Annotated in this window: 26 protein-coding genes; 12 read left to right on the plus strand and 14 right to left on the minus strand. The window is 65.6% G+C overall.

Annotation, left to right across the window (positions count from 1 at the left end):
• Positions 1-209: 209 nt before the first annotated feature.
• From nadC to nadA, 3 genes are all read right to left on the minus strand, one after another.
• A complete protein-coding gene (nadC, locus tag CVM73_RS34730; RefSeq protein ID WP_100236275.1) occupies positions 210-1088 on the minus strand; it encodes a carboxylating nicotinate-nucleotide diphosphorylase in 879 nt (292 codons plus the stop codon).
• A 10-nt stretch (positions 1089-1098) separates the two neighbouring features.
• Entirely contained in the window at positions 1099-2706 is a 1608-nt protein-coding gene (locus tag CVM73_RS34735) for an L-aspartate oxidase (protein ID WP_100236316.1), read from the minus strand.
• Between the two features lie 192 nt (positions 2707-2898).
• On the minus strand, positions 2899-4005 hold the full coding sequence (gene nadA / locus CVM73_RS34740) for a quinolinate synthase NadA (protein WP_100236276.1): 1107 nt from the start codon (positions 4003-4005) through the stop codon (positions 2899-2901).
• Between the two features lie 343 nt (positions 4006-4348).
• Between nadA and CVM73_RS34745 the strand changes: the two genes are divergently transcribed.
• The 6 genes from CVM73_RS34745 to CVM73_RS34770 all read left to right on the plus strand — a co-directional run bounded on the left by CVM73_RS34745 (position 4349) and on the right by CVM73_RS34770 (position 11768).
• A complete protein-coding gene (locus CVM73_RS34745) occupies positions 4349-5602 on the plus strand; it encodes an MFS transporter (protein ID WP_100236277.1) in 1254 nt (417 codons plus the stop codon).
• Positions 5603-5643: 41 nt separating this feature from the next.
• Positions 5644-6630, plus strand: a complete 987-nt coding sequence (gene acuI / locus CVM73_RS34750) for an acrylyl-CoA reductase (NADPH) (protein ID WP_100236278.1) — start codon at positions 5644-5646, stop codon at positions 6628-6630.
• 115 nt (positions 6631-6745) lie between these two features.
• Positions 6746-7333, plus strand: a complete 588-nt coding sequence (locus tag CVM73_RS34755; protein ID WP_100236279.1) for a hypothetical protein — start codon at positions 6746-6748, stop codon at positions 7331-7333.
• Between the two features lie 163 nt (positions 7334-7496).
• The gene (locus tag CVM73_RS34760) at positions 7497-7742 is read left to right on the plus strand and encodes a DUF6894 family protein (protein ID WP_100236280.1); all 246 of its coding nucleotides are present in this window, start codon (positions 7497-7499) and stop codon (positions 7740-7742) included.
• Positions 7743-7944: 202 nt separating this feature from the next.
• Positions 7945-9681 (plus strand): methyl-accepting chemotaxis protein, encoded by a 1737-nt coding sequence (locus CVM73_RS34765; RefSeq protein WP_208639276.1) that lies wholly within the window; start codon positions 7945-7947, stop codon positions 9679-9681.
• 398 nt (positions 9682-10079) lie between these two features.
• Positions 10080-11768 carry a methyl-accepting chemotaxis protein gene (locus CVM73_RS34770; protein ID WP_167407233.1) on the plus strand — a complete coding sequence of 563 codons (1689 nt, stop codon included), beginning with the start codon at positions 10080-10082 and terminating at the stop codon, positions 11766-11768.
• A gap of 3 nt (positions 11769-11771) precedes the next feature.
• Here the strand turns inward: CVM73_RS34770 and CVM73_RS34775 are convergent, their stop codons facing one another.
• From CVM73_RS34775 to ygfZ, 6 genes are all read right to left on the minus strand, one after another.
• Positions 11772-14471, minus strand: coding sequence for a DUF2339 domain-containing protein (locus CVM73_RS34775; protein WP_100236283.1), 2700 nt, complete (start codon positions 14469-14471; stop codon positions 11772-11774).
• Positions 14472-14522: 51 nt separating this feature from the next.
• On the minus strand, positions 14523-15491 hold the full coding sequence (locus CVM73_RS34780) for an NUDIX hydrolase (RefSeq protein ID WP_100236284.1): 969 nt from the start codon (positions 15489-15491) through the stop codon (positions 14523-14525).
• Positions 15492-15717: 226 nt separating this feature from the next.
• Positions 15718-16224: a tyrosine phosphatase family protein gene (locus CVM73_RS34790; protein ID WP_100236286.1), complete on the minus strand. Its 507-nt coding sequence runs from the start codon at positions 16222-16224 to the stop codon at positions 15718-15720.
• A gap of 129 nt (positions 16225-16353) precedes the next feature.
• A complete protein-coding gene (locus CVM73_RS34795; RefSeq protein ID WP_100236287.1) occupies positions 16354-16968 on the minus strand; it encodes a YfbR-like 5'-deoxynucleotidase in 615 nt (204 codons plus the stop codon).
• Positions 16965-17591, minus strand: coding sequence for a DNA-3-methyladenine glycosylase I (locus CVM73_RS34800; RefSeq protein ID WP_100236288.1), 627 nt, complete (start codon positions 17589-17591; stop codon positions 16965-16967). Before CVM73_RS34800 ends, CVM73_RS34795 begins: the two co-directional genes overlap by 4 nt.
• On the minus strand, positions 17588-18469 hold the full coding sequence (gene ygfZ, locus CVM73_RS34805; protein WP_100236289.1) for a CAF17-like 4Fe-4S cluster assembly/insertion protein YgfZ: 882 nt from the start codon (positions 18467-18469) through the stop codon (positions 17588-17590). Before ygfZ ends, CVM73_RS34800 begins: the two co-directional genes overlap by 4 nt.
• Positions 18470-18570: 101 nt before the next feature.
• Here ygfZ and CVM73_RS34810 point away from each other — a divergent pair, with 101 nt between their 5' ends.
• The 5 genes from CVM73_RS34810 to CVM73_RS34830 all read left to right on the plus strand — a co-directional run bounded on the left by CVM73_RS34810 (position 18571) and on the right by CVM73_RS34830 (position 22703).
• Positions 18571-19905 (plus strand): dihydroorotase, encoded by a 1335-nt coding sequence (locus tag CVM73_RS34810; protein WP_100236290.1) that lies wholly within the window; start codon positions 18571-18573, stop codon positions 19903-19905.
• A 174-nt stretch (positions 19906-20079) separates the two neighbouring features.
• Positions 20080-20949 (plus strand): sulfurtransferase, encoded by an 870-nt coding sequence (locus tag CVM73_RS34815; protein WP_100236291.1) that lies wholly within the window; start codon positions 20080-20082, stop codon positions 20947-20949.
• Positions 20950-21059: 110 nt separating this feature from the next.
• Positions 21060-21752: an RNA polymerase sigma factor gene (locus CVM73_RS34820; protein WP_100236292.1), complete on the plus strand. Its 693-nt coding sequence runs from the start codon at positions 21060-21062 to the stop codon at positions 21750-21752.
• A gap of 87 nt (positions 21753-21839) precedes the next feature.
• Positions 21840-22373 (plus strand): DUF4142 domain-containing protein, encoded by a 534-nt coding sequence (locus CVM73_RS34825; RefSeq protein ID WP_100236293.1) that lies wholly within the window; start codon positions 21840-21842, stop codon positions 22371-22373.
• A gap of 9 nt (positions 22374-22382) precedes the next feature.
• Complete coding sequence (locus CVM73_RS34830) at positions 22383-22703, plus strand: cupredoxin domain-containing protein (RefSeq protein WP_100236294.1); 321 nt, start codon at positions 22383-22385, stop codon at positions 22701-22703.
• A 182-nt stretch (positions 22704-22885) separates the two neighbouring features.
• On the opposite strand, the gene CVM73_RS34835 is transcribed toward CVM73_RS34830, so the two are convergent.
• The 4 genes from CVM73_RS34835 to CVM73_RS34850 all read right to left on the minus strand — a co-directional run bounded on the left by CVM73_RS34835 (position 22886) and on the right by CVM73_RS34850 (position 24802).
• Complete coding sequence (locus CVM73_RS34835) at positions 22886-23152, minus strand: hypothetical protein (protein ID WP_100236295.1); 267 nt, start codon at positions 23150-23152, stop codon at positions 22886-22888.
• 273 nt (positions 23153-23425) lie between these two features.
• Positions 23426-23803, minus strand: a complete 378-nt coding sequence (locus tag CVM73_RS34840) for a TIGR02301 family protein (RefSeq protein ID WP_100236296.1) — start codon at positions 23801-23803, stop codon at positions 23426-23428.
• Positions 23804-23848: 45 nt separating this feature from the next.
• Positions 23849-24283, minus strand: a complete 435-nt coding sequence (locus CVM73_RS34845) for an NUDIX hydrolase (protein ID WP_100236297.1) — start codon at positions 24281-24283, stop codon at positions 23849-23851.
• Positions 24284-24292: 9 nt separating this feature from the next.
• Positions 24293-24802, minus strand: coding sequence for a hypothetical protein (locus tag CVM73_RS34850; RefSeq protein ID WP_100236298.1), 510 nt, complete (start codon positions 24800-24802; stop codon positions 24293-24295).
• Between the two features lie 63 nt (positions 24803-24865).
• Here CVM73_RS34850 and CVM73_RS34855 point away from each other — a divergent pair, with 63 nt between their 5' ends.
• Positions 24866-25624, plus strand: a complete 759-nt coding sequence (locus CVM73_RS34855; RefSeq protein ID WP_100236299.1) for an SOS response-associated peptidase — start codon at positions 24866-24868, stop codon at positions 25622-25624.
• Between the two features lie 98 nt (positions 25625-25722).
• Here the strand turns inward: CVM73_RS34855 and CVM73_RS34860 are convergent, their stop codons facing one another.
• The gene (locus tag CVM73_RS34860) at positions 25723-26916 is read right to left on the minus strand and encodes a CaiB/BaiF CoA transferase family protein (RefSeq protein WP_100236300.1); all 1194 of its coding nucleotides are present in this window, start codon (positions 26914-26916) and stop codon (positions 25723-25725) included.
• Positions 26917-26941 lie beyond the last annotated feature (25 nt).

Consider the following 26941-nt stretch of genomic DNA (forward strand, 5'->3'; position numbering starts at 1 on the left):
CGTCCGCACAAATCTCATGCACAGACGGCCGATCAACAACTTGCTCGAACTACGGCAATCCGTCCCAATCAACCAAAATCAGTTGAACCTTGGACTATACTTCCAATGAACCGGACAGCCGTGGGCTTGTCCCGGGCATCCACGTTCTTCGTACCGCGTGGCAAGGCGTGGATGGCCGGGACAAGCCCGGCCATGACGGAGAGAACACCTCACGCCTCGATATCCAGCGCGCAGTCGAAATTCGGCGCCGAATGCGTCAGCGCGCCCGCCGAGGCGTAATCGACGCCAGTCGCCGCAATCGTCGCGATCGAGTCGAGCGTGACGCCGCCTGACGCTTCCAGTTTGAGGCGGCCCTCGTTGATCCGCACCGCCTCGCGCAGCGTCGCGAGATCCATGTTGTCGAGCAGCACGGCGTCGGCCATTCCACTGTCCAGCACCTCGCGCAGCTGCGCCAGCGTATCCACCTCGATCTCGATCTTGACGAGATGGCCGGCATGGGCACGGGCGCGCTCCAGCACCGGACGGATGCCGCCGGCGACTGCGATGTGGTTGTCCTTGATCAGGATGGCATCGTCGAGCCCGAAGCGATGGTTGAAGCCGCCGCCGCAGCGCACCGCGTATTTCTCCAGCGCGCGCAGTCCCGGCGTGGTTTTTCGCGTGCAGCAGATGCGCATCCTGGTGCCTTCGGTGCGCGCGACATAGTCCGCCGTGAGCGTGGCTATGCCCGACAGGCGGCCGACGAAATTCAGTGCGGTCCGTTCCGCCGTGAGAATGGCGCGCGCAGGTCCCGAGATCGTCAGCACGTGCCGCCCGCGGACAACGCGCGCGGCGTCGCGGACATGTGCGCGCACCTCGACGTCGGGCGACAGCCTCTGCAGGGTCGCGAGCGCCAGCGGCAGCCCGGCGATCACGCCGGACTGGCGCGCGACGAGGATGGCTTGCGCTCTCGTCGCTTCCGGGATCGTCGCTAGCGAGGTGATGTCGCCGGCGCGGCCGAGGTCCTCATCGAGCGCGCGCTGCACAGCCGCGTCGATCGCGAGCGGAGAGAGAAAGGCATCGGGGTAGAGCAGTGAGGTCGGGGGGATCATGGGGCCTCCTTCAGGCAATCATGGCTTGCGCAATGCGTGGCAGCGGACGATCGTTCAGGCTCTCCGCGACCTCGCGCGCTGCGGCGAGCGTGGTCATCGTTCTCTGCGCCAGCGCGGGGTTGTCGGCCGGATGATCGGAACGGAAATGCGCACCGCGGCTCTCGCGCCGCGTCCAGGCCGCAGCGGCGACGAGCAGGGCCGATGTCGCCATGTTGCGGACAGCGATGTTTCCAGCCTCGCGCTCGAGCGTGGCGAAGTGGCGCACGGCTTGCGCAAGCCCGTCATCATCGCGGATCACGCCGACATGCGCGCTCATCATCGCACGCAGCCGCGTCACCGCTGCAGCATCCAGCGTGCCTGCGCGCGGCGTCACCAAGGCGTCGGGAAGGCCGGCGGGCGAGGGCACCGTGCGGCCGGCGATGTCGTCGGCAATCCGGGCGGCATAGACGACGGCTTCGAGCAGCGAATTCGAGGCGAGCCGGTTGGCGCCATGCGCACCGGTCGAGGACACTTCGCCGCCGGCCCAGAGCCCGTCGATCGAGCTGCGGCCGCGCGCGTCCACCGCGATGCCGCCCATGTGGTAGTGCGCTGCGGGCGCAATCGGAATCGGCTGCGCCGCGGGATCGATGCCGGCGGCGATGCAGCTCGCATGCACGGTCGGAAATCTTTCGGCGAAGCGCGGGCCCAGCGCCTGCCGCGCATCGAGGAAGGCGCCGCGCCCGGCCGCGATCTCGGCGAACACGCCGCGGGCCACGATGTCGCGCGGCGCGAGCTCGGCGAGCGGGTGGCGCGCTCTCATGAATCGCTCGCCATGGCCGTTGATCAGCGTTGCGCCTTCGCCACGCAGGGCTTCGGTGGCGAGCGGCGCCGGATCGCGGCCGACCATGATGGCGGTGGGGTGGAACTGCATGAATTCAGGGTCGGCGATCACGGCGCCGGCGCGGGCCGCGATCGCAAGGCCCGAGCCGCTCGCTTCAGGCGGATTGGTGGTGGCGGCGTAGAGATGGCCGAGTCCGCCGGTCGCAAGCACGACAATGTGTGAGGCGAGCACGACCGGCCGTGCCGCGGGATTGCCGGCCTCGCGCAATTGCAGACCGGTGACCGCACCGTCCTCGGTCAACAGTGCTTCGGCGACGAAGCCTTCCATGAGGCGGATCGAGGGCGTGCGACGTACGGCATCGCTCAAGGCCGCGATGATCGCGGCGCCAGCGCCATCGCCGCGCACATGCACGATGCGACGGGCGGAATGCGCAGCTTCCCGTCCGACGGCGAGCCTGCCGTCGAGATCGCGATCGAACGGCACGCCATAGGCGAGAAGATCATGGATGCGCGACGCTGCCTCGCGCGCGATCCCGAGTGCGACGGCTTCATCGACGAGACCGCCGCCGACCGCGATGGTATCGGCGGTGTGTGCTTCCGGCGTGTCGCCTTCGGCCACTGCTGCCGCGATGCCGCCTTGCGCCCATGCGGACGATGCGCCCTGTCCGAGCGGTGCCGCCGAGATCAAGGTCACCGGCCGCGGCGCGAGCTTCAGCGCGCAGAACAGCCCGGCAAGGCCGCCGCCGACGATGACGACGTCGTCGGTTGAGCGGGTGAGGTTGCGGATGGTGATTGTCATGGCTTTCTCCATTCACTCCGCCGTCGTCCCTGCGAAAGCAGGGACCCATACGCCGCGGCGGACATTGTTCTTGCGAAGCTCTGCAACGCCGTTCGTCGCCAAACATCTTCCTGTGGTTATGGGTCCCGGATCTGCGCGCGCTCGAGGCGCGCTTGTCCGGGACGACAGCTGTGCTTGTGGCTGCGTCCCGCCCTAATTCTTCAGATTGATCATCCGCTCGACCGAGCGCCGCGCGCGTTCCGCAAGCGCGGGATCGATCGTCACCTCCTCGCGGAGCGTCAGCAGGCTGTCCAGAATATTGGCGAGCGTGATGCGCTTCATGTGCGGGCAGAGATTGCAGGGGCGGAGCATCTCCACATCAGGCAGCTCGGCCCGGACATTGTCGGCCATCGAGCATTCCGTGATCATGACCAGCCGCCGCGGCCGCTTCGCCCGCACCCAGTTGATCATGTGCGCGGTCGAACCGGTGAAATCGGCTTCCGCCAGCACGTCCGGCGGGCACTCCGGATGCGCGATGATCTGGACGGACGGATCGGCCTCGCGAAAGTTCCGCAGCTCCTCGCCCGTGAAGCGCTCATGCACCTCGCAGGCGCCTTTCCAGGCGATGATCTTCACGTCGGTCTTCGAGGCCACGTAAGTGGCGAGGTACCGGTCGGGCAGGAAAATAACGCTCGGCGCGTTCAGACTCTCGACCACCTGCACCGCGTTCGAAGACGTGCAGCAGATATCGACCTCCGCCTTCACCTCCGCCGAGGTGTTGACATAGGCAACGATGGGCACGCCGGGAAATTTTTCACGGAGCAGCCGCACGTCCGCGCCGGTGATGCTGGCGGCAAGCGAGCAGCCCGCGCGCGAGTCCGGGATCAAGACGGTCTTGTCCGGATTGAGCAGCTTCGAGGTTTCCGCCATGAAGTGCACGCCGCACTGGACGATGATGTCTGCCTCCACCTTGGTGGCTTCGACTGCGAGCTGCAGCGAGTCGCCGCCGATATCGGCCACACAGTGGAAGATCTCCGGGGCCTGGTAATTGTGGGCGAGGATGACCGCGCCCCGAGCGCGCTTCAGCTCGTTGATCGCGTGAATCGTCGGCGCCATCAGCGGCCATTCGATTGGCGGGATGACGTGCTTTACGCGGTCGTAGAGCGGCGCGGTGGCGCGTTCGACCGCCGGCGTCCATTCCAGCGAGGGCATTGGCAATGTCGGCCCCGCGGGCACTGGTGCGGCGCGCGGGGAGGTGATCGGCTGGCCCTGCGGCCGGTTGGCAAAGTCGTCGGGGCCGTAAATTCCAATGATCGGCATTGAAGCCTCCCAAGCGCGGTTATTATGCTCAATTTGAGGATATATGCGGCCCGAGAAATCCGGCCGAGAGGCCGGTTGAACGTCGTCGCTGCCCTAATATGCTCAATCTGAGTAAATCGAAGATAGCACGCTCCGCTGCGCGCCGCTAGGTCCTGCCGCACACATTCCCGTCAATTCGCGGCTGGAGCGTAAGGCGGCGAGACCGTGTTGAAACGCAATGCTCCCGCGGCAGCTCCTCGTGGAATGCAACCGTTTTTCACTTGGGCTTTTCATGCAAATGCATTAAACGGGCTCTCCCGCGGCTGCTGATTTGCGGATCCGCCAACGACAGACGAGGAACACCATGTCGACACAGATCGGCGAACTCGCACCGGCCTCGCGTTCCTCCAACTGGCGCACCCCGGCCGTCATCATCCTCTGCGGTTGCGCCATCGGCATGCTCGGTTTCGGCCCGCGTTCGGCGCTCGGCTTCTTCGTGCAGCCGATGAGCCACGAGTTCAGCTGGGGCCGCGACGTGTTTGGCCTCGCCATCGCCGTGCAGAATCTGTTGTGGGGGCTGGGCCAGCCGCTCGCCGGTGCGGTCGCAGATCGCTTCGGTCTGTTTCGGGTGATGTGCGTCGGCGCGCTGCTCTATGCCGGCGGCCTGCTCTTGATGCGCTATTCCTCGACGCCGCTGTCGCTGAATGTCGGTGCAGGCGTGATGGTTGGCTTCGGCCTTGCCGGCTGCTCGTTCAATCTGGTGCTGTCGGCCTTCAGCAAGCTCCTCCCGGCCGAGAAGCGCGGGCTTGCGCTCGGCGCCGGCACCGCGGCGGGCTCGTTCGGCCAGTTCCTGTTCGCGCCCATTGGCGTCGCGTTGATCGATAATTTCGGCTGGCAGCAGGCGCTCTCCGTGTTCGGCTTCCTGATGCTGCTGATCATCCCGTTGTCGCTGGCGCTCTCGACGCCTCCGGTCGCAGCGACCAACAGCGCAACGCCGGCGGATGACCAGACCTTCACCAGGGCGCTTGCCGAAGCCTTCGGCCACCGCTCCTACGTGCTTTTGGTGCTCGGCTTCTTCACCTGCGGATTCCAGCTCGCCTTCATCACCGTGCATCTGCCGGCCTTCCTGGTCGATCGCGGCATCTCGACGCAAACCGGCGGCTGGGTGATCGCTGCGATCGGCCTGTTCAACATCATCGGCTCTCTCAGCGTCGGTTATCTCCAGAACTATCTGCCCAAGCGCTACATCCTCTCGACCATCTACTTCACGCGTGCGCTTGCAACGCTGGCCTTCATCTCGTTCCCGATCACGCCGTTCTCGGCGATCGCGTTCGGCGCGATCTCAGGCCTGACCTGGCTGTCGACGGTGCCGCCGACCTCGGCGCTGGTGGCGCTGATGTTCGGCACACGCTGGCTCGCGACGCTCTACGGCTTTGCCTTCGTCAGCCATCAGGTCGGCGGCTTCCTCGGCGTCTGGCTCGGGGGCATCGTGTTCGAAAGGTTCGGTTCCTATACGCCGATCTGGTGGCTCTCGATCCTGTTCGGCGTGCTCTCGGCGCTGATCAATCTTCCGATCGTCGAGAAACCTGTCGCGCGGGCGGTTGCGCAGCCGGCCTGATCGGCTAAACATCCCTGACAAACAAGTCAGGGAGTGCAGTCGTGGCGACATTCAAGGCGATCCGGATCGACAAGGCGGACAAGGGCACCACCGCGCAGCTCGCGCAGTTCGACGAAGCCGAGCTGATGGAGGGTGACGTCACCGTCCGCGTCGAATGGTCGACGCTGAACTACAAGGACGGCCTTGCGCTGACAGGCAAGGCGCCGGTGGTGCGCCGCTTCCCGATGATCGCCGGCATCGACTTTGCCGGCACGGTCGAGACCTCCTCGCATCCGCAGTGGAAGGCGGGCGATAAGGTCGTCTGCACCGGCTGGGGCATGGGCGAGACCCATCTCGGCGCCTATGCCGAGAAGGCGCGGGTGAAGGGCGATTGGCTGGTCGGCCTGCCGCAGGGCCTGTCCGCGCGCGACGCCATGGCGATCGGGACCGCTGGCTTCACCGCGATGCTCTCGGTGCTGGCGCTGGAGAAGCACGGCATCTCGCCGAAGAGCGGTCCCGTGGTGGTAACGGGCGCAGCCGGCGGCGTCGGCTCGGTCGCAACCGCCGTGCTGTCCAAGCTCGGCTACCACGTCATCGCCTCGACCGGCCGCGCGGCGGAAGCCGATTACCTGAAGCACCTCGGTGCCGCCGAGGTCATCGATCGCAATGAATTGTCGGCGCCGGCAAAACCCCTCGCCAAGGAGCGCTGGGCGGGCGGTGTCGACAGCGTCGGCTCGACCACGCTCGCCAACCTGCTCTCGATGACCAAATATGGCGGAGCGATTGCGGCTTGCGGCCTGGCCGCCGGTATGGACCTGCCGTCCTCGGTCGCGCCGTTTATTTTGCGCGGAGTGTGCCTTCTCGGCATCGATTCCGTGATGTGCCCGATCGAACCGAGGAAGGCGGCCTGGCAACGCCTCGCGTCCGATCTGGATCGGACAAAACTATCTGAAATAACTCAGGAAATTGCGCTCGACGAGGTTTCGGAGTGGGGCGCGAAAATCCTTGCCGGCCAGGTCCGGGGCCGTATCGTGGTTAAAATTGTCTAATGGCGTTTAGACTTTACCAACCAAGCTGCTCCAATGTTGCCTTGGTTCGTATGGTAAGCAGCGGGTAACAGAGATAGGGCATCGCCCGCTGCGGGGGTTGAGTTCGGAGTTGAGCATGCTTGCGCGTATTATGTTGGGGGCTGTCACGGCGGCAGCGACGTTTGCGCCGGCCATTGCTGGAAGCATGAACGCCGACGAGGCGCGCCGCTTCGTCGCCGGCAAGGTGTTCGCCTTCACCTGTTTCGATGGCACCCGCGGTGCGGGCCGCATCCTCGACGATCTCGGCGCCGCCGGTGCGGTGCAGTTCTCGGGCGCAGGCCCGGTCCGCCATCTTCGCCTGCCCGGCAATACGCTCCAGATCCGCGGCCAGAACGTCTGCGCCTCCATCAAGGGCATTCCGTTCGAGCCCTGTTTCAACCTGGAAAAGACCGATGATCGCAGCTTCCGCGGCTCGGTGTCGGGCATGGGCTTCGCCTATTGCGACTTCCACCACCAGGGCGGCAATCAGATGCTGATGGCGCGGGCTGCGGCGCGGCCACGCTCGCTACGCTCTGCAGAGCACACCGGCTCGGTCGCCTCCTCGAACACAGAGGTCGCCGCGCGCGTCGAGACCCCGCGTGTCGAGAGCAGCCGGCTCGAGCCGGTGAAGTCCGAGCCCGCGAAGAACGAAGGCCCGCTGGAGCTGCGCCGGTCGACCCAGTGAGCTGGCCTGCGCGGGACAACCCGCGCATTTTGTCGTCGAAGACGTCCATCGAACACGAAGCCGCCGTGCCGTAGTCATACGGACGGCGGCCTTCATGCGTTGGTAGCTGTTCGCGCCTCAGTTTGCGTGCTGCCGGGGGGCGGTCCCACGCAAGGGTTCAACGATGTCGCTGTATTTCTTCCGCATCAGCACCGGCCGCTATTCCGGCGCCGCCGACCTGCCGTACGAGTTCGAGGATCGCGCGGCCGCCTGGACCGAGATGACCGAGGTGTGCGCCAATCTGCTCGGCGGCATCGCGCGCAGCCTGAAGCCGAACGCCGAGTGGTGCATGGAGCTGCTCGACGAGAACAAGAAGCCGGTGTTTCGAATCAGCCTCGTCGGTGAGGCCATCGGATGCAAGGCTTCCTAGATCCGACTTGAAGCTGCAATTTACAACTATGACGAGATCATTTCCCTTCGCGTTCAATCAATTAGCGTACAAAATCAGTATTTCTGCGAGGGATCTTGTTAACCAGAAGATGGAGCTCTGATCGGTAGCTTCGCGGTAAGGGCGATCAACGTCCACGCAGCCAACAATGACTTGGCAGCTCGTTTCCAGGGGAAACGCACCGATGTTGAGCCTCTTTCGGAATCTGCAGATCGGGACCAAGCTGGCGATCGCTTCGGCTCTCGGAGGGCTGCTGGTTGGAGCCATGATCGCAAGCCAGATGCTCGGCAATGCGAGCATCCGCGAGACCAGCCAGAGCGCGCTTGCGCAGCAGCAGATCGCCCGCGACGCAGTGAAGGCCGAGGCCGCAGTTCGCGGCATGCAGCTCGCGGTCCGCGACCTTCGTCTCGCCCATAGCTCGGCCGATATTCAGAAGGCCACCCAGAGCCTGGGCGAGCAGCAGAAATCGACGAATTTGCTGGTCGATGAGATGCTGAGGCTTTCTCACGAGCCGGAGAACCGCGCTCGTATGGAGAAACTGAGATCGCTGGCCGCGGAATACGAAAGGGCTGCGCAGCAAATCGCGGGCGTACGCGGCGAAGCCCTGGCGGCGAGTGGAGCAGACGGCGCCACGCGCGCCGCGAAGCTCAATGAAGACGTCATTCGCATCGCACGCGAGACGACCCTGCCGATTGCGAGTCAACTCGACGTGCTGATCGGCCAGATCGCCGATTACGCGGGACACAAATCCGAAGAGAAGAATGCCGCAGCCGCCGCACAAATGAGATCGAGCGAGCAGCTTGCGATCCTGGTCGGGGCACTCGCCATGCTCGTCCTCGTCGGCTCCTGGCTGATGTCGTTCCTGACCATCGCGCGGCCGATCCGCGCGCTTACCGTGACCATGGACAAGCTCGCCGGCGGCGATTTCTCCGTGGTTCTGCCCGGTCTCGGCCGCAAGGACGAGGTCGGCGGGGTCGCTGCCGCAGTCGAGAAGTTCAAGATCGTGTCCGAGCAGAAGGCGCGCGAGGAGGCCGAAGCCAAGATCAGGCAGGACCAGATTGCGGCCGCGCAGCGCAAGACCGAGATGCACAAGCTCGCGGACAGCTTCGAAGCCGCGATCGGTGAAATCATCGATACCGTGTCCTCGGCCGCGACCGAGCTGGAAGCTTCTGCGTCGACGCTGACGTCGACTGCGGCGCGCGGACAGGAGCTCACCACCATGGTTGCCGCCGCCTCCGAGGAAGCGTCCACCAATGTGCAGTCTGTAGCGTCGGCGACCGAGGAGCTGTCGTCGTCGATCACCGAGATCAGCCGACAGGTGCAGGAATCAGCCCGCGTCGCGAGCGATGCGGTGAACCAGGCCCGCACCACGACCGATCGTGTCGGCGAGCTTTCCACTGCCGCGTCGCGGATCGGCGACGTGGTCGAACTGATCAACAACATCGCCGGCCAGACCAATCTCCTGGCGCTCAATGCAACCATCGAGGCCGCGCGGGCCGGCGAGGCGGGCCGCGGCTTTGCCGTCGTCGCCTCCGAGGTCAAGGCGCTTGCCGAGCAGACCGCGAAGGCGACCGGCGAGATCGGCCAGCAGATCGCCAGCATCCAGACCGCCACCGAGCATTCGGTCGGCGCGATCAAGGACATCAGCCACACCATCGAGAAGCTGTCGGAGATCTCCTCGACCATCGCAGCCGCGGTGGAGGAGCAGGGCGCCGCAACGCAGGAGATTTCCCGCAACGTGCAGCAGGCGGCGGCAGGCACCCATCAGGTGTCGTCCAACATCACCGATGTGCAGCACGGCGCAAGCGAGACCGGTTCTGCGTCCTCGCAGGTGTTGGCGGCGGCGCAATCGCTGTCCGGCGACAGCAACCGGCTGAAGCTGGAGGTCGGAAAGTTCCTGGGTACCGTGCGCGCGGCCTGACGCTCGTCGTTCGCAAGCGGTGCGAGAGCCGCGCGGTCGCTGTCGCGGGAGAGCAATCGCCTGAAGAGCGAGGTGGCGCGTTTTCTGGAGTCGGTCGGGCGGCGTAACGGCGACCGTATTCCGATTTGGATGCTGCAATGCGTTAGGGGCCGCGCCCTTCGCGTCGCAGCCGCAAATGTCTGTGCGGTTGCAACAGGCGGTTGCGGAGAAAATGACGGGCGCCGGGCCTGCCGGCAGTTTTACGTAGGATCATGTTAACGCCTGCTTGCGAATATGGAGCGCAATCTTCACGAGATAAGAACCAGCCAGCATTGTTGAACTGACCTCCGCCCTGTCGTCCGTCGCGACGACTGCGGCGCAGGTGATTTGCGCGTGCTGGTATCATCGGGATTTGTGTGATGTCGAAGTTGTCGATCGTCTTCAAGCTGCTGACCGTGCTGTCGATCCTCGTGCTCTCGCTCGCCGGTGTCGGCGTGATGGCGATCGGCACGATGCAGAACATCAACGCCCATACCGTCGAGATTGCGCAGGGCTGGCTGCCGAGCGTGCGTGCCCTCGGCTCGATGCGTGCCGACATCAATGAGCTGCGCGTCGTCCTGCGACTCCACCTGATGCAGGAGAGCATTGAAGGCAAGGACGCCGCTGAGAAGCGCATGGCCCCGCTACGCGAGCGCATCGAGAAGACGCGCAAGGTCTATGAAGGCCTGATCACCTTGCCTGCGGAACGCTCTATCTATGAGCAGTGGACCAAGGCCTGGGCCGAATACCTGAACGGCGTTCAGGAGACGATGGCGCTGTCGCGCAAGAGCCCCGGCCGCTTCCCGACCGATGCCAATGAGCTGTTGCAGACGAAGGTCGCGAAGATGGCTCAGGCGGCGGATCCCCTGCTCCTGAAGAGCATCGAGCTCAACAACAGCGGCGCAGAAGCTGAAACGAAGCAGGCGGCCGACAGCTACGCCACGATCTTCCGCGTGCTGGTCGGCATCATCGTTGCAGCCGTCGCGATTGCGATTGCTGCCGCCTATTATCTCGTGCGCGACGTCTCGCGCGGCATCGCCTCGATCATTCGCCCGATGCAGTCGCTCGGCGAGGGCGACCTCTCGGCCGAGGTGCCGCATCGCGGCGAGAAGACCGAGATCGGTTCGATGGCGGATGCGCTCCAGATCTTCAAGGAGGCGTTGATCGCCAAGAAGGCTGCCGACCAGGCGGCGGCGCGCGACGCCGAGGCCAAGATCGAACGCGGCCGCCGCGTCGATGCCATCACCCGCAATTTCGAGACCATGATCGGCGAGGTCGTCGAAACCGTGTCATCGGCCTCGACCGAGCTCGAGGCGTCCGCGGCCACGCTGAGCGGCACAGCGCAGCGCGGTCAGGAGCTTGCAACCGTCGTCGCGGCTGCGTCGGAGGAAGCCTCCACCAACGTCCAGGCGGTGGCGTCCGCCTCCGAGGAGCTGTCGTCCTCCATCACCGAGATCAGCCGCCGCGTGCAGGATTCTGCACGGATGGCTGCGGAAGCCGTCGAGCAGGCGGCGCGGACCAACGAGCGCGTCAACGCGCTGTCGCAGGCGGCCGCCCGCATCGGCGACGTCGTCGAGCTCATCAACACCATCGCGGGCCAGACCAACCTCCTCGCGCTGAACGCGACCATCGAGGCGGCGCGCGCAGGCGAAGCCGGCCGCGGCTTTGCCGTCGTCGCCTCCGAGGTCAAGGCACTGGCCGAGCAGACTGCGAAAGCGACCGGCGAAATCGGGGCGCAGGTTTCGGGCATCCAGGCCGCGACGCAAGAATCCGTCAGTGCCATCCAGGAGATCGGCGGCACCATTGAGCGGCTGTCGGAGGTGTCCTCGGCCATCGCCGCCGCCGTCGAGGAGCAGGGCGCGGCCACACAAGAGATTTCGCGCAACGTTCAGCAGGCCTCGCTCGGCACGCAGGAAGTGTCGTCCAACATCACCAACGTGCAGCGCGGGGCGATCGAGACCGGCTCTGCCTCGGGCGAAGTGCTGTCGGCGGCGAAGTCGCTGGCGACCGACAGCACGCGGCTCAAGGTCGAGGTCGCGCAGTTCCTGGAATCGGTCCGCGCGGCCTGATCCTTAGCTGCCCGTCTGCGGAGCCGGCGGTGTGACCTGCCGTCGGAACAGGATGCGTTGGTACAGCCAGCCGATCGCGACCAGCACGACGCCGAGGCACATGAACGAGAGCGCGCGGTAGACGCCTGTCAGCGTCCAGACGTCGACGGCGAAGGCCTTGAAGATCGTCAGCGCGATGACGGCGGCAGAGGCCAGCCGCGCACGCTCCGAATTGACCAGGATGCCGATGCCGAGCAGCACCACGCCGAAGGCGAGCCAGCCGATCGAATAGGTATATTGCTCGGCACTCGTGGTGCCGTCGTAGAGCAGCACCGGGCCGTGATAGAAGCGGCGGATCTCCAGCGTCACATAGGTGAGCGCCAACACCAGGGCGCCACCCGCAATCGTGTTCGCGTATGCGACAGGGCGATATCCCGCCACCGCGTAGGATAGCAGCAGCATCAGCACGGCCGGCAACGCATAGCCGAGCAGCAGCAGATTGAACACGAGGCCGCCGACGTCGACGCTGGAGAGCAGCAGCGGGTTCTCCAGGATCAGCAGGCCGAACACGCTGATGAGGCCGGCGATCGCCGTCAGCACGACCGCGCCGACATTGTGCACGATGCTGCGGCTGCGCAGCCGCAGGCGCTCCAGCCCGATCGCCATCGCCAGCGTGACACAGGCTTGCAGCGCGAATTCGAGCAGCGAGGGGGCCGCGGTCATGCGGCCGCCGGTCGCAAAGTGCCGGATCTCCATGAAGGCGAGCAGCGCGGTGAACAGGATCGCGGCCGCCTCGACGACGCGCAGCGGCACGTCGTCACCGTGGCGGCGCAGGAAGATGCTCGCGCCCCAGAACGAGGCCGCCGGCAGGCCGTAGCCCCACAGCAGCCAGTTGAAGACCGGCGTCGTGCCGACGGCATCGCCGACGATACGCGGATCATAGATGATGCGTGCGATGACGATCGCGGCGAAGATCGCCGCGAGCCGGCGCAGCACCGGAATCGGCCGCTGCAACGAGATCCAGGCGGTGCCGAGCGACATCAGTGCGAGCGCAATGGTGAGCCAGCCCTTCTCCAGTGCAAAGGTCAGCGCCAGCGCCAGCGCGCCGAGCGTACCGGTCGCGAACAAGGCGATCGAGGTTGCGATGCCCGGCCGCGTCTCGCGACGCATCAGCGCTTCGGTCGCCGCGCCGAAAGCCGCAGCAAGCAGCACCGCTAGGATCGCAAATGGGATCGAGCGGTCGAGATGGGCGATGCGCGCGTAGAGCGCGACCAGGATCGCAATCGGCGTCGCGACTGCCGATGCGGACCACACCACCGGAATGATCGCCGAGTTCGAGCGGCCCTGCGCCAGGAAGCCCGCGATGCCGAAGCCGGCGGCGAAGATCGCGGCCGTCACGAGGTGTAGCGTCACCGAGCTGTCGGTCGCGACAGGGCCGACGCCCGGCATCGGGCCGCCCGGCAGCACCAGCATGTCGGGATTGGCGCGCACCGCCCATTCGGCGAACACGATGAACACGGTCGCTGCAGCCGCGCCGAGGGTGCCCGTGGCCGCCGGCGCACGCCAGGCGACGAACAGCGTTCCTGCGACCAGCAGCGTGAAGGCAATCAACGCCAGATCGGCATGTCCGCTCGACAGCACGATCAGCATCGCGCCAAACAGATAGGCGCCGAGCGCGCCCGATGACACCGGCTCGATCTCACCGTCCTCGAAGCTGGGTCCGAACATGAAGCCGCAGACGACGAGCAGCGCGGCCAGCACGAAGCCGGCGATGACATGGAAGGCGTGCGGCGCGACCTGCAACTCTTCCGTATCGAGACCCGGGAAGATCCAAAGCACCGCGAAGGCAATGGTCGTGACCGCAAGCCAGCGCCACAGCCTGATGCGGGCGAGACCAAAACTCGCAGCGGTCACGATCGCCAGATAGATGTAGAGCGCCCAATAGTCCGGCTTGCCGCTGGAGACGAGGATCGGCGTCACGAAGGCGCCGACGACGCCGAGGCCGGCGAGCGCGGGGCCGTGCAAGAGCGCTGCGGCCAGCGTGCCCATCGCAACGATGCCGAGCAGCACGAAAGCGGTCGCAGGCACAAGGAAGCCGTAGAGCGCATAGGCCGCGTAGATGGTCGCGAACGCCACCGCCGTGCCGGCTGCGGTGAGGATCGCTGGAATGTTGGCGATCGGCAGCGCCTGGATGCTCGAGATGCTCTCCTTGCGCCGCGTCCATTCGCCGGCACCCAGCAGGGCCAGTGCGAACAGACCGCCGAGGAACACGCGCACGCCGGGGCCGAGCAGGCCGGCCTCGATCGAATAGCGCACCATGAAGAAGCCGCCGAGCGCGAGCGCAAGCCCGCCGATCCACACCACCCAGCGGGTGCCGAGCCGCTCCTCGAAGCCGGGTGCTGCCTCCGGCACCGGAGGCGGCGCATCGGCGCCCGCGCTCGGCTCAAGCGGGGGCGGTGAAATCTCTTCGGTGACGAGCGGAGGCGGCGTCGTTTCGGCTTCCGGCGCCAGCGGCGGCGGCTCGGCGGCTGCAGTCGTCGCGGGTGCTTCGGCCTGCGCCGGCATCAGCGGCGGCGGTTGCACAGGCCGCTGCGCATAAAACTTCTCTTCGAGCAAGTTGAGCCGCCGTCGCAGCTCGGTCGCCTGGCTGGACGCCTTGATCGCGATCAGGAAGGCGATGATCGCAATGATCAGCGCAAAGACGTCGAACGGGCCGTCGAACATGAAGCCTCCAGGCAACCGGCGGGCAGGGGCCGGTAGCACAAATATCAGGATCTAGCGCCGGGAGCGCACGCGCAAGCCCGGCGCGGGCCGCTCCTGGAGCACTTCGCGGCGGAAGCGGTAGAGCGCTGCCGGCCGTCCGCCCGTCTGTGTCGACATGATCCCGGTCGGTTCGACCAGGGCCTCCATTTCGACCAGGCGCCGGAAATTCTGCTTGTGCAGGTGCCGGCCGGAGATTGCCTCCACCGTGTGCTGCAGTTCGGTAAGTGTGAATTCAGCTGGCAAAAGTTCAAAGACGACAGGACGATACTTCAGTTTTGCACGCAGCCGCGCGATTCCCGTGGCGAGAATCCGGCGGTGGTCGAACCGCATCGAGGTTCCGAGCAGGGGAAGCGTCTTGCGCGCTAATGCCGCGGGACGGCCGTCGCGCCGCGCCTCCTCGATCAGCCCGGCCTCGTACAAGAGCTCATAGCGGTCGAGCACGCGTTCCTCGTCCCAGGGCGCGCCATCGAGGCCGAAATAGAACCGGACGCGGTCCTTGCGCGGCAGCGCGCGCGTCGTCTCCGGCGTCTCCTCCTCGGCCCACTTGGTCAGTGCCGGGATGATGTCGCGGGCGATGATCTCTGGCGGCTGCTCGCGCCAGTCCTCCCAGGGGAAGAAGCGGTACCATGGCGCGAAGCTCGCCGCGTTCGCTGCGAGCTCGCCGTCCACGGGGCGCGTCAGCGCGAGATAGCCGATCGACACCATATGGGCGCCGGTGTCGCCGGCTTCGGCATGACGGCCGCGATCGCCGAAGGTGTAGAGCTGCTCGACATAGCCGAGACGCAGGCCCGCCTGTTGCTCGACCCAGGCGCGCAAGCCGATCTCGAAGGTGCGATGGCTCACCGCGTCGAACGGACCGAACGGCAGGCCGGCAAGCCCGTCAGCACCGCGTGCGGTCAGGATCAGCGGCTCGTGGTCCTCGATCGCGACGATTGCGGCGGTGAGGCCAATCTCGATCGGCGTCAGCTGCGTGTCGCTCATGCGGTGACGATCGCAGCTGTTGCGAGAAAGTCATGCTGAGTAATTGAGGCGGTCTCTCCGCGGGCTCGTTGCACCTCTCCTGCTTGCGGGGGAGGTCGACGCGCTCGAAGAGCGCGGCGGGTGGGGGCTCTCTCCCCACGGGGGTCCTCGCTTGCGGAGATACCCCCACCCCAACCCTCCCCCGCAAGCGGGAGAGGGGGCGCCCCTGCATTGTGGCGCGCCGCTGTCATTCGAGCTCGATCACGAAGGGGCGCCCCTCCACCATCATCGCGCCGGGGCCCATCTCGTCGAGCGCGCGCAGCATGCGGCCGTTGCGCCCGAGTGCACGATCGGCGAGGCTGACGATGCGCCGGTTGGGCGAGGCGATCGGCGAGGCCGCGCGGATCTTCCTGGCGATCTCGATTTCGTCGCGATTGGGATTGAGCGCGCATACCGCTGCGAATGCGCTCGCGGTGGAGCGGCTGATGCCGGCATAGCAATGCACCACCAGCGGCGCGCTGCGGTCCCAGCCGCGCACGAAGTTCAGCACCTGGTCGATATGCGTTTCCGATGGCGCAACGAAGCCGTCCATCTCCTCCGTGATGTCGTCCATCGACACCTTGAGATGGTTGGCTGGCAGCACGGATACCGGCCGCGCCACCTGCTCGACATTGGCCATCACCGTCAGCACGTGGCTGGCGCCTGTGAGGCGGACGGTTTCGGGAAGCGCGGCGAGGGAACAGACGTGGATCATGGCGGACCTTTTTGCTGATTATAGCCGCGGCCGGTAGGGTGGGCAAAGCGAAGCGTGCCCGCCATTTTTGTCGCAAACGCGAAGAGATGGTGGGCACGGCGCAAGAGCGCCTTTGCCCACCTACAGGACCTACGCAAACACGGCGCCAAACCGCTCCAGAAACTGCCTCTCAGCCCGCGCCGCCGTCCAGGGCGTCAGGTAATCGCGCCGGACGCTGTCGGACAGGCCGGGATCTTTGCCGAACAGGCGCCTTGCCTCGGGCTGCTTGAAGCCGGCCAGCACGGTCGCCTCCAGATAAGCCGCGCCGCGATCGGCAGTCTTGATGGCCAGCGTGATCTCCTCCGGTAGCACGGGTGGCAAACCGAACCGGACATGGATGGCGCCGAGCAGGCGTTTCTCGACCGCCTTGTAGTGGCCGTCGAGCACCGCCTTGAACGGCGAGATCATGTCGCCGATCACGTATTCCGGCGCATCGTGCAGCAGGGCTGCGAGCCGCACGCGCTGATCGACACGTGGCATCTCGTGCCGCAGCACGGTCTCCACCAGCAACGTATGCTGTGCGACCGAAAAGATGTGCGCGCCAAAGGTCTGCCCGTTCCAGCGCGCCACCCGCGCCAGCCCATGGGCGATGTCGCTGATCTCGATGTCGAGCGGAGAGGGATCGAGCAGATCGAGCCGTCGGCCCGACAGCATGCGCTGCCAGGCGCGGGACTGCGCATCGCGGGCGGTCTTCTTCGCGGTCATTTGGCCTTGAGGCGCGGCTTGCGCTGCGTCTTGCCGCAGGTGGCGTGACAATGGCAGTCGACCAAGTGGTCGTTGACCATGCCGGTCGCCTGCATGAAGGCATAGACGATGGTCGGGCCGACGAATTTGAAGCCGCGCGAGGACAGCTCCTTGGATATCTGCACCGACAGCGGCGTCGAGGCCGGCACGCTCGCGCTGGTCTTGAACTGGTTGACCTTGGGCCGCCCGTCCATGAAGTCCCACAGCAGCTTCGAGAAGCCCGGGCCCTTCTCCATGATATCGAGATAAGACTTCGCGCTCAGGATCGCGCCTTCGATCTTGGCCTTGTTGCGCACGATGCCGGCATCGTTCATCAGCGCATGAACCTTCTTAGGCGTATAGCGCGCGATCTTCTCCGGCTGGAAATCGTCGAAGGCTTTGCGGAAATTATCGCGCTTGCGCAGGATCGTGATCCAGGACAGGCCGGCCTGGAAACCGTCCAGAATCAGCTTCTCGTACAGCGCGCGGTCGTCATATTCCGGCACGCCCCATTCGGTGTCGTGATAGGCGACATAAAGCGGATCTTCGCCCGGCCAGGGGCAGCGGGTCTTTCCGTCGGGATGCAGACGAGGGGCTCGGCTCATGCGGTGGGCTGCTTCGCAGGAATACGGACGACGTCGGGTTCTGCCAGCTTCAACGCGAGGCCGCCGGCGGTGAGCGCCTGGCCCGCGTCGAGCGCATCGGCGACGCGGTCGATCCGCACCAGCGCGATGCCCTTGCCGCCGGCGGTCGAGCCGATCGTGCCGACAGGCTTGTCGCCGGCAAGAATGGTCGCGCCGATTTCGGGTGAAGGACCGTCGAGCAGCACCTTGACGCTGCGGGTGCGTGCAGTGCCGCGATGCTGCATGCGCGAGACGACCTCCTGGCCGACATAGCAGCCCTTGTCGAAATCGACGCCGGCAAGTCGATCCATGTTGGTCTCGTGCGGGAACGCATCGCTGTACATGAAATCGAGCCCGCCGCGCGGCACGCCGAGCGCGATACGGTGCGCCTCGTATTCGGCCGCATCGACCAGCTCGGCGCCGATGAGGTCGGACAGCTTCTGCTTGAGATCTTCCGGGATCAGGATGCGGGTGCCGAGCCCGTCATTCCGCGGATCGGCGAAGGCAAGGTCGGGCTGGACCGCGGGCTGGCCGTCCCAGGCCGCGAGCACGCCGAGATCGCCGGAAAGGTTATCCACCGTCACCTTGGCGCGCAATTTGTAGAACTTCAGCTTGGTGGCCAGGGTGTCCGCCAGCGCTTTCGGGCAGTCGACCAGGAACCCGCCGCCGTGACCCGCGGGCGCTTCCGTGATCAGGAAGTCCACGATGATCTTGCCCTGCGGCGTCAGCAGCGCGCCGAATCGCCCAAGGCCGGGTTTCAGCCGGTCGACGTCGGTCGTGACCAGGCCGTTGAGGAAGTTGCGCGCATCCTCGCCTGCGACCTTGACCACGCCCCGGTCGGGAAGAAACGCCGATTTCATGCGAAAATCTCTTGCGACATGTTGCTCCGGAACGTAAGCCCGCAACGCATAAACGACAAGACCTCGAGCCCTGCGCTTGGGGATGAGAGAGGCCTTCAGCCATGAGCCAGCGTTTCGATGTGATCCTCAAGGGCGGCACCGTGGTCAACCAGGACGGCGAGGGTGTTCGCGATATCGGCATCGCGGGCGGTCGCATCGCCGAGCTGGGCCCGCTGTCGCAAGACAGTGGCGCGGAGGTGATCGACTGCAAGGGCCTGCACATCCTGCCCGGCGTGATGGACACGCAGGTGCATTTCCGCGAACCCGGGCTGACGCACAAGGAAGACCTCGAGACCGGCTCGCGGAGCGCCGTGATGGGCGGCGTCACCGCCGTTTTCGAAATGCCGAACACGGCGCCGCTGACGGTGACGGAGACCGAATTCACCGACAAGGTGAAGCGGGCCCATCACCGCATGCATTGCGATTTCGCCTTCTTCATCGGCGGCACCCGCGAGAACGTGCAGGACCTGCCGGTGCTCGAGCGCGCACCCGGCTGCGCCGGCGTCAAGGTCTTCATCGGCTCCTCGACCGGCGCGCTCCTGGTGGAGGACGACGAAAGCCTGCGCCGCATCTTCCAGGTGATCCGCCGCCGTGCCGCCTTCCACGCCGAGGACGAGTATCGGCTCAACGAGCGCAAATCGCAGCGCGTCGAGGGCGATGCCCGCTCGCATCCGGTCTGGCGCGACGAGACCGCGGCGCTGATGGCGACGCAGCGCCTGGTCAAGCTCGCGCACGAGACGGGCAAGCGCATCCACGTGCTGCACATCTCGACCAAGGAAGAGATCGAGTTCCTGCGCGACCACAAGGACGTCGCCTCCTGCGAGGCGACGCCGCACCATCTCACGCTGGTCGCGCCCGAATGCTACGAACGGCTCGGCACGCTCGCGCAGATGAACCCGCCGGTGCGCGGCGCCGATCATCGCGCCGGCATCTGGCGCGGCATCGAGCAGGGCATCATCGACGTGCTCGGCTCCGACCACGCCCCGCATACGCTGGAAGAGAAGCAGAAGACCTATCCGGCCTCGCCGTCAGGCATGACCGGCGTGCAGACGCTGGTGCCGATCATGCTCGATCACGTCAATGCCGGTCGGCTCTCGCTGGCAAGATTCGTCGACCTCACCAGCGCCGGTCCTGCGCGCATCTACAACATGGCCTGCAAGGGCCGCATCGCCGCCGGTTACGATGCCGACTTCACCATCGTCGATTTGAAGCGCAGCGAGACCATCACCAGCAAATGGGTCGCGTCCAAAGCCGGCTGGACGCCTTATGACGGGTTGCGCGTACAGGGGTGGCCCGTCGGCACCTTCATCCGCGGCCGCCGCGTGATGTGGCAGGGCGAGCTCGTGACGCCCTCGCAGGGCGAGCCGGTGCGGTTCCTGGAGACGCTGAAGCAGTAGGGCGCGCAAGGTTCAGCTTCTCGCTCAGCTGTCATGCCCCGGCTTGACCGGGGCATCCAGTACTCCGCGGCGATAGTTGGCTGACACGACCGCTGCCTCTGGAATACTGGATTGCCCGCCTTCGCGGGCAATGTCAGTGTGCCAAGAAGCGAAAGCGCAAATTGGGAGAGAGCAATGTCCCAGCCAGCCGCCCTCATCACCACCGAGCAGCTCGCCGCCATGCTCGGCGATCCCAATCTCCGTATCTACGATTGCACGACCTACAACGAGCCGGTGCCACCCGGCAGCGACGTGCCTTATCGCGCGGTGCCCGGCGACAAGACGTTCGCGGCCGGCCACATCCCGGGCGCGGATTTCCTCGACCTGCAGGGCGAGTTCTCCGACACCTCGTCGCAACAGTTTTTCATGATGCCTGGCATGGCCCAGTTGGAGGCCGCCTTTGGCCGCCACGGCCTCGATGCGAGCAAGACCATCGTGCTCTACAGCATCGGCACGATGATGTGGGCAACGCGGTTCTGGTGGATGCTGCGCTCGCTCGGCGTCGATGCCCGCGTGCTCGACGGCGGTTTCGACAAATGGAGGGAGGAGGGGCGGCCGGTCGAGACGGGGGCACCGAAGGGCTATCCAGCGACGACCTTCGAGGCCGCGCCGCGCCCAGGCTTCTTCGTCGACAAGGAAGCCGTGCTGGCGCGGATCGGCGATCCCGCGACTGTCATCGTCAACGCGCTCGGGCCGCAGTTTCACCGCGGCCTCGAGCCGAGCCGCTACGGCCGGCCGGGCCGCGTTCCCGGCAGCGTCAACGTGTCAGCCGCAACGCTCGTGAACACCGACAAGACGCTGACGAATCTTGCGGACGCCGAAGCGAAATTCGCGGCCCAGGGCGTCACGCGCGACAAGACCGTGATCTGCTATTGCGGCGGCGGCATCTCGGCGACGATCGACCTGCTGCTGCTGACGCAGCTCGGCTTCGACAAGCTGACGCTCTACGACGCTTCAATGGGTGAGTGGGCGAGGGACCCGGCGCTGCCGATCGAGACGGACTAGCTCTTACCCTCATCTGGAGGGCCCTCCAGGGCAGGGTAAGAAAGTTGGGAACCTTTTTTCCTAGCCTGCATCCAATGTCTAGAACGACGCGAAACTAGCAGGTGACCGCTATGCCAGGGACCGCAGCCGGCCTGTCCGCCGGTGCCAGGACATCGGAAGCCGCGTTGGTCGACCGCGCGCGGCGCCGGGACGAGGCGGCTTTGCGCGAGATCATGCAGGCCAACAACCGTCGGCTCTATAGGCTTGCCCGTGGCATCCTGCGCAGCGACAGCGAAGCAGAGGACGTGGTGCAGGAAACCTATGTCCGCGCATTCACGCATCTCGACGGTTTTCTTGGCGGCTCGGCGCTGTCGACATGGTTGTCGCGCATTGCGATCAACGAAGCGCTCGGACGCGCACGCGGTCGGAGGCCGCAGGTCGAACTGGGATCGCTGCCGGAGGCAGTGCTCGAAGCGCAGATCATCCAGTTTCCGCTTTCGTCCGCCGCAACTGATCCGGAAAAGTCCATGGCCCAACGCGAGATCCAGCGCGTCGTCGAACACGCGGTCGATGAACTACCCGACGCCTTCCGCATGGTCTTCATCGCGCGGGTGATGGAGGGGATGAGCATGGAGGAAACCGCCGAGCTGCTCGGCATCAAGCCCGAGACCGTGAAGACGCGGTTGCACCGTGCGCGCACGCTGCTGCGCGAAAATGTCGAGAAGAAGATCGGTCCGGTCGTGATGGATGCGTTTCCATTCGCCGGCCGGCGCTGCGAGCGCCTGACCGAGGCCGTGCTCAGGCGCCTTGGCGTTGGCGCATAATTTTTCGGGAACGTTCGCGCGGAATTGGCATCCAACCTGTGCAAGCAACACGCCGGAAAGTTTCCGGCCCCACAGGAGTGTCAAGCCATGTTGATCCGATGGAGCGCGGCGGCGGCCGCAGCAATTCTATTGTCGAGTCCCGTACTGCTGCAAAGCGCCAGCGCAGCCGACAAGCCCACCGATCCGCAGATCGCACATATCGCCTACACCGCGGGCGTGATCGATATCAACGCCGCCAAGCAGGCGCAGAAGAAGGCGAAGAGCAAGGACGTCAAGGCGTTCGCCGAAGACATGCTGCGCGACCACGAGGCGGTCAACAAGCAGGCCCTCGCGCTGGTCAAGAAGCTGAACGTCACGCCGGAGGACAACGACACCAGCAAGGCGCTGTCGAAGCAGGCGAGCGACAAGCTCGTCGAGCTCGACAAGCTAGACGGCGCAGCGTTCGACAAGGCCTATGTCGCCAACGAGGTCGCCTACCACAAGGCGGTCAATGGCGCGCTGGAGACGCAGCTGATCCCATCGGCGAACAATGCCGAGCTGAAGAGCCTGCTGCAGACCGGCCTGAAGATTTTCCAGGGTCATCAGCAGCACGCCGAGCACGTCGCGGCCGAGCTGAAATAGGAGCGTCAGATGATGCCGGGACGCCTCGCTTCGATCGCACTTGCGGTCGTCCTCCTGTCGATGGTCGTCCCAGCGCGGGCGACGACTATTCGCATCACGATGGAGAATCTCGTGATTTCACCAGCCGAAATGTCGGCGAAGGTGGGCGACACCATCGAATGGATCAACAAGGACGTGTTCGCCCACACCGCCACCTCAGACAATGGCGATTTCGATGTGAACTTGCCGCCGAAGAAATCGGCGACATTCGTTCTGAAGAAGGCGGGAGCGATCGACTACTACTGCCGCTATCATCCCAACATGAAGGCGACGCTCAAGGTCGCGCCATGATGGAGGGAGGGAACGCATCCCCGATCGTCTCAGGAACATCTCCCGCTCATTGCAAGACTAATGCTTGTCCGCGGGGAACGGCTTTCGTGCGATAAATCGCGGCAGACTTCGCGACGACATTCGCAAAGTCATTCATCCGTCAACTGGCCCCGCCCGAATGGCGGGGTCATTTTCGAGGCGGCTTACTGCCTGGAGATACCGACCGAGAATTCGCCGTTGCGAATGCGGCTGGGAAAGCCCTCGACGAACTTCGCCACCGCGTCCTCGCCATAGGTGCCGACGAGCTCGGCCAATGCCGCGAACAGGCTCGCCTGCGCCAGGCAGTCGCCGTCGACGCCGTCATGGCGTGCCTCTGCCCAGGCCTCGTTGAGATAGCTCAGGGCAGCCTGTTTCTGCTCGTGATCGGGCAGCGGCGCGCGGGCGGGGGCGTAGGAAATCGGCTGGCTCATGAAACTCGATCAGGGCTGGGGCGCGATCCACGGCGATGCGCTGTGCGAGAGGTGTAGCACGGGCGTTAACGACCGCTAGGCCACATCTTTAAGAACGGTTAACGGCTGTGAACAAAGTCGATGACAGGGTTCCCGTCGCGCGCCTGCGTCGACCGCCGTCATTCCGGGGCGCGAAGAAGTCGCGAGCCCGGAATCCATCGGGCCGCAGAGACGATGGATGAATGGATTCCGGGTTCGCGCGGCGCGCGCCCCGGAATGACAACGTGGAGAGAGCTAGTTCGCGTAGCGTGCCGTCAGATCCCGCGAGATCTTTGAGCCTTCTTCGATATACCGCCGGATCGCCACCGTCGCGGCCGGCGTACAGCTGCGGTAGGTCTGCTGAAAACCGTTATAGCCGCGGTTGAACCCGGCGATCATGCGGGTGCGGCGCTCCCCGGAGGGGGTCTCGGCATCGATCAGCGCCTGCATCTCGTTGCGCCATTTGTTGCCTTCGTTGGATCCGCAGATGCCGCGCAGATAGTGCAGCCCGCCGAGGATCTCGGCCAGCCGCTGCAAATCGGCGTCGAACGGCGCCGCCACGTCCTGGGCCCTCGCGGGCACGGCGGCGCAGGCGAGAATCAGGGCAAAAATGGCCAGAAATCGCGTGGACATCGGCCGGTGTATGCCCCCTCGGGACGGCGGGCGCAAGGCGGGCCGTCAGGCCCCAAGCAGCCGATGGGCGGACAGGATGACCTCCTCCAGCCCCCCGGTCAGCTTGAGGTCGCCGAGGCTCGCGAGGGCATCCGGCGCGATCCAGCGGTAATCGTCGAGCTCGTCGTTGAGAGCCGGTTCGTTCGCCGCCCAGCGGGCGGCAAAGGACATGATCAGGTAGTGGCCGGCCCCGGCCGTGGCTGGCAACACCTCGCGCCAGCCGGCGAGGCCAATGATCTCGATGCGAAGGCCGGTTTCCTCGTCGACCTCGCGGCTCAGGGCCTGATGCAGCGATTCGCCGAATTCGACCCGGCCGCCCGGAAGCGAATAGAACCCCTTGGCGGGCGAGCGGGCGCGGCGGACCAGCAGCACCTTGCCGTCGCGGAAGATGGCCGCGCTGACCGCAAGCTGGGGGTGGGTGGGCTGGACGATTGCGGCCAATCGCGTCACCTATCCGGCCGAGTTCGCCATGATGGTGTCGACGTCGGCTTCCGCCCCGCCATTGATGATGCCGCCGCAGGCCGCGATCAGCGGCTTGACCCAGAGGGTGGCCTGCTCGGCGAGGCGGACGCGGGTCGTGTCCTTCTCGACCTCGCGCATGGCCGAGCCCACCGCGGTCAGGATCGAGGTCATGGTATCAGTGATGTGGTCGAACTGGGCGCGCACGTTGGGATCGGCCTTCTCATAGGCCTCGATGGCAAGGTCCCGTGCCTTGAAATTCGAGGCCGTGAAATGCTCGGCATAGGACAGCGGCGACCAGGTCAGGAAGTCTTCGGCGCATTCGGGCATATCCGGGACCATTTCAAGCAGCATCACGGCTTCATTGAAATGGTTGAGATAGTCGGTGGCAAGCCCGGTCCGGGGGTTGATGTTGGCCACGCGCAGCCGTTCGGCCCAGGCCGCAGCCTCGGGGCCCGTCTGTACATGCGTCCGCGCGGGTTTGGAGGCCGTTGAGCTCATCTGCCGCAGTGTTAACGTTCGGGGTTAAAAGGACCTGAACGGACCCTATATAGACGCCCAAGGATGTGTGGACGCTTCGTCATAACTTCGGCCCCCGCGGCTTTGCGGCAACTGTTCGGCTATGTCGAGCAGCCGAATTTCCCGCCCCGGTACAATGTCGCCCCGACACAACCGATCCCGGTCGTGCTGGTCGAGAACGGCGCGCGGCATTTCCGCCTGATGCGGTGGGGCCTGCTGCCGGGCTGGGTCAAGGATCCCCGCGGATTCACGCTCCTGATCAACGCCCGCTCCGAGACGGTGCTGGAGAAGCCCGCCTTCAAGAACGCGATTCGCCGCCGGCGCGGCCTGATCCCGGCCGACGGCTATTACGAGTGGAAGTCGGAGGGCGGCCGCAAGCAGCCCTTCTTCATCCACCGTGCTGACGGCGAACCGCTCGGCTTTGCCGCAGTGTTCGAAACCTGGGTCGGGCCGAACGGCGAGGAGCTCGACACGGTTGCGATCGTCACCGCCGCGGCGGGAGAGGACCTCGCCGCGCTGCATGACCGGGTACCCGTCACCATCAGCCCGCGCGATTTCGAGCGTTGGCTCGATCATCGCGGCGACGAGGTCGACGCGATCCTGCCGCTGATGACCGCTCCGCGCATCGGCGAATTCGCCTGGCACCCGGTCTCCACCCGCGTCAACCGCGTTGCCAATGACGACGAGCAATTGCTCCTGCCGATCAGTGCGGAGGAGATGGAGGCAGAGGCGATGAAGCCGAAGAAGGCGGTGCGGAAGGTTGCTGCTGTGTCATCAGATGACGGGCAGGGCTCGTTGTTCTAGCAAAGTTGGGTTTGAGCCAAGCTGGCGTCATTCACTCCGCTGTCGTCCCGGACAAGCGCGCCCCGGGACGACGAGAAGAGTGTGTGGCAGCGCCGCCCTCACACAATCTCCCTTGCCCTCAACCCCGCGATCTCCGCTGCATCGAATCCCAGTTCGCCGAGCACCGCGTCCGTATCTGCCCCCAGCTCCGGTGCCATGCGATCCAGCTTGCCGCCCCCATGCGCGAGCTTGAAGCCGCTGCCCGCAAACCGTAGCCGGCCGTATTGCGTGTCCAGCTCCTGGATCGCGCCGCGCGCCTTGAGTTGCGGATGGTCGATGACCTCTTCGACCTTCCAGATGCTGGCGCAGGGCGCGCCCGCGTCTTCCAAAATCGTCTCCCATTCGCGCGCCGGCCGTTTCGCCAGCGCCTCTTCGATGATGGCGCGCAGCGCGCCCTCGTTCTCGTTGCGCGAAAACCAATCCGCAAAGCGCGGATCGCTCAGCGTGTCCTCGCGGCCGAGCGCGGACATCAGCGCGCGGTACTGCTTCTCGTTGTTGACGGCGAGCAAGATGTGGCCGTCGCCAGCCTTGAACAGGTTCGCGGTGGTCTTGCGGCTGACTGCCTGGTTGCCCGAGAGTGTCTGGCGATGGCCGGCGACCGACCAGTCCGCGATCTGGCCCGAGAGAAACGCCAGCGTCGCCTCCAGCATCGAGACGTCGATGAGCTGGCCCTTGCCGGTGCGGTCGCGCTGGTACAGCGCGCTCGACACGCCGAACGCGGCCGTGGCGCCCGAGAGCACGTCGCAGACCGCAAAGCCGGCACGCGTCGGCCCCGTCTCGGCGTGGCCCGTGATCGCCATGATGCCCGACAGCGCCTGCATCTTGCCGTCATACCCCGGCCGCAGGCGGTCCGGTCCGGTCTGGCCGAAGCCGGAGACCGCGCAATAGATCAGCTTGGGATTGATCGCCGACAGCGCCTCGTAGCCGATGCCGAGCTTGTCCATCACGCCGGGCCGGAAGTTTTCCATGACCACATCGACCTGGCTTGCGAGCTTCTTCACGATCGCGATCGCCTCGGGCTTTTGCAAATCGAGCGTCAGGCTGCGCTTGTTGCCGTTGATGGCCTGGAACGCCGGTGCCAGCCCGCGCTCGGCCCATTCGCGGGAGAGCGGCGTGCGGCGCATGTCCTCGCCCTCGCGCCGCTCGACCTTGATGACGTCCGCACCCAGCAACGCAAGTTGGTAGCTGGCGTAGGGACCGGCCAGCACTTGCGTAAAATCCAGGATCTTCACGCCCTCGAACGGTCGCGTCACGTCGCTCTCCCTTGGTTTATTGTTG

The organism is Bradyrhizobium forestalis (assembly GCF_002795245.1).
Classification (GTDB): Bacteria; Pseudomonadota; Alphaproteobacteria; order Rhizobiales; family Xanthobacteraceae; genus Bradyrhizobium; species Bradyrhizobium forestalis.

Coding starts and splice junctions, on each gene's coding strand:
- nadC (WP_100236275.1), bottom strand. CDS start 1,088: ATGATCCCCCCGACCTCACTGCTCTACCCCGATGCCTTTCTCTCTCCG.
- CVM73_RS34735 (WP_100236316.1), bottom strand. CDS start 2,706: ATGACAATCACCATCCGCAACCTCACCCGCTCAACCGACGACGTCGTC.
- nadA (WP_100236276.1), bottom strand. CDS start 4,005: ATGCCGATCATTGGAATTTACGGCCCCGACGACTTTGCCAACCGGCCG.
- CVM73_RS34745 (WP_100236277.1), top strand. CDS start 4,349: ATGTCGACACAGATCGGCGAACTCGCACCGGCCTCGCGTTCCTCCAAC.
- CVM73_RS34755 (WP_100236279.1), top strand. CDS start 6,746: ATGCTTGCGCGTATTATGTTGGGGGCTGTCACGGCGGCAGCGACGTTT.
- CVM73_RS34760 (WP_100236280.1), top strand. CDS start 7,497: ATGTCGCTGTATTTCTTCCGCATCAGCACCGGCCGCTATTCCGGCGCC.
- CVM73_RS34765 (WP_208639276.1), top strand. CDS start 7,945: ATGTTGAGCCTCTTTCGGAATCTGCAGATCGGGACCAAGCTGGCGATC.
- CVM73_RS34770 (WP_167407233.1), top strand. CDS start 10,080: ATGTCGAAGTTGTCGATCGTCTTCAAGCTGCTGACCGTGCTGTCGATC.
- CVM73_RS34775 (WP_100236283.1), bottom strand. CDS start 14,471: ATGTTCGACGGCCCGTTCGACGTCTTTGCGCTGATCATTGCGATCATC.
- CVM73_RS34780 (WP_100236284.1), bottom strand. CDS start 15,491: ATGAGCGACACGCAGCTGACGCCGATCGAGATTGGCCTCACCGCCGCA.
- CVM73_RS34790 (WP_100236286.1), bottom strand. CDS start 16,224: ATGATCCACGTCTGTTCCCTCGCCGCGCTTCCCGAAACCGTCCGCCTC.
- CVM73_RS34795 (WP_100236287.1), bottom strand. CDS start 16,968: ATGACCGCGAAGAAGACCGCCCGCGATGCGCAGTCCCGCGCCTGGCAG.
- CVM73_RS34800 (WP_100236288.1), bottom strand. CDS start 17,591: ATGAGCCGAGCCCCTCGTCTGCATCCCGACGGAAAGACCCGCTGCCCC.
- ygfZ (WP_100236289.1), bottom strand. CDS start 18,469: ATGAAATCGGCGTTTCTTCCCGACCGGGGCGTGGTCAAGGTCGCAGGC.
- CVM73_RS34810 (WP_100236290.1), top strand. CDS start 18,571: ATGAGCCAGCGTTTCGATGTGATCCTCAAGGGCGGCACCGTGGTCAAC.
- CVM73_RS34815 (WP_100236291.1), top strand. CDS start 20,080: ATGTCCCAGCCAGCCGCCCTCATCACCACCGAGCAGCTCGCCGCCATG.
- CVM73_RS34820 (WP_100236292.1), top strand. CDS start 21,060: ATGCCAGGGACCGCAGCCGGCCTGTCCGCCGGTGCCAGGACATCGGAA.
- CVM73_RS34825 (WP_100236293.1), top strand. CDS start 21,840: ATGTTGATCCGATGGAGCGCGGCGGCGGCCGCAGCAATTCTATTGTCG.
- CVM73_RS34830 (WP_100236294.1), top strand. CDS start 22,383: ATGATGCCGGGACGCCTCGCTTCGATCGCACTTGCGGTCGTCCTCCTG.
- CVM73_RS34835 (WP_100236295.1), bottom strand. CDS start 23,152: ATGAGCCAGCCGATTTCCTACGCCCCCGCCCGCGCGCCGCTGCCCGAT.
- CVM73_RS34840 (WP_100236296.1), bottom strand. CDS start 23,803: ATGTCCACGCGATTTCTGGCCATTTTTGCCCTGATTCTCGCCTGCGCC.
- CVM73_RS34850 (WP_100236298.1), bottom strand. CDS start 24,802: ATGAGCTCAACGGCCTCCAAACCCGCGCGGACGCATGTACAGACGGGC.
- CVM73_RS34855 (WP_100236299.1), top strand. CDS start 24,866: ATGTGTGGACGCTTCGTCATAACTTCGGCCCCCGCGGCTTTGCGGCAA.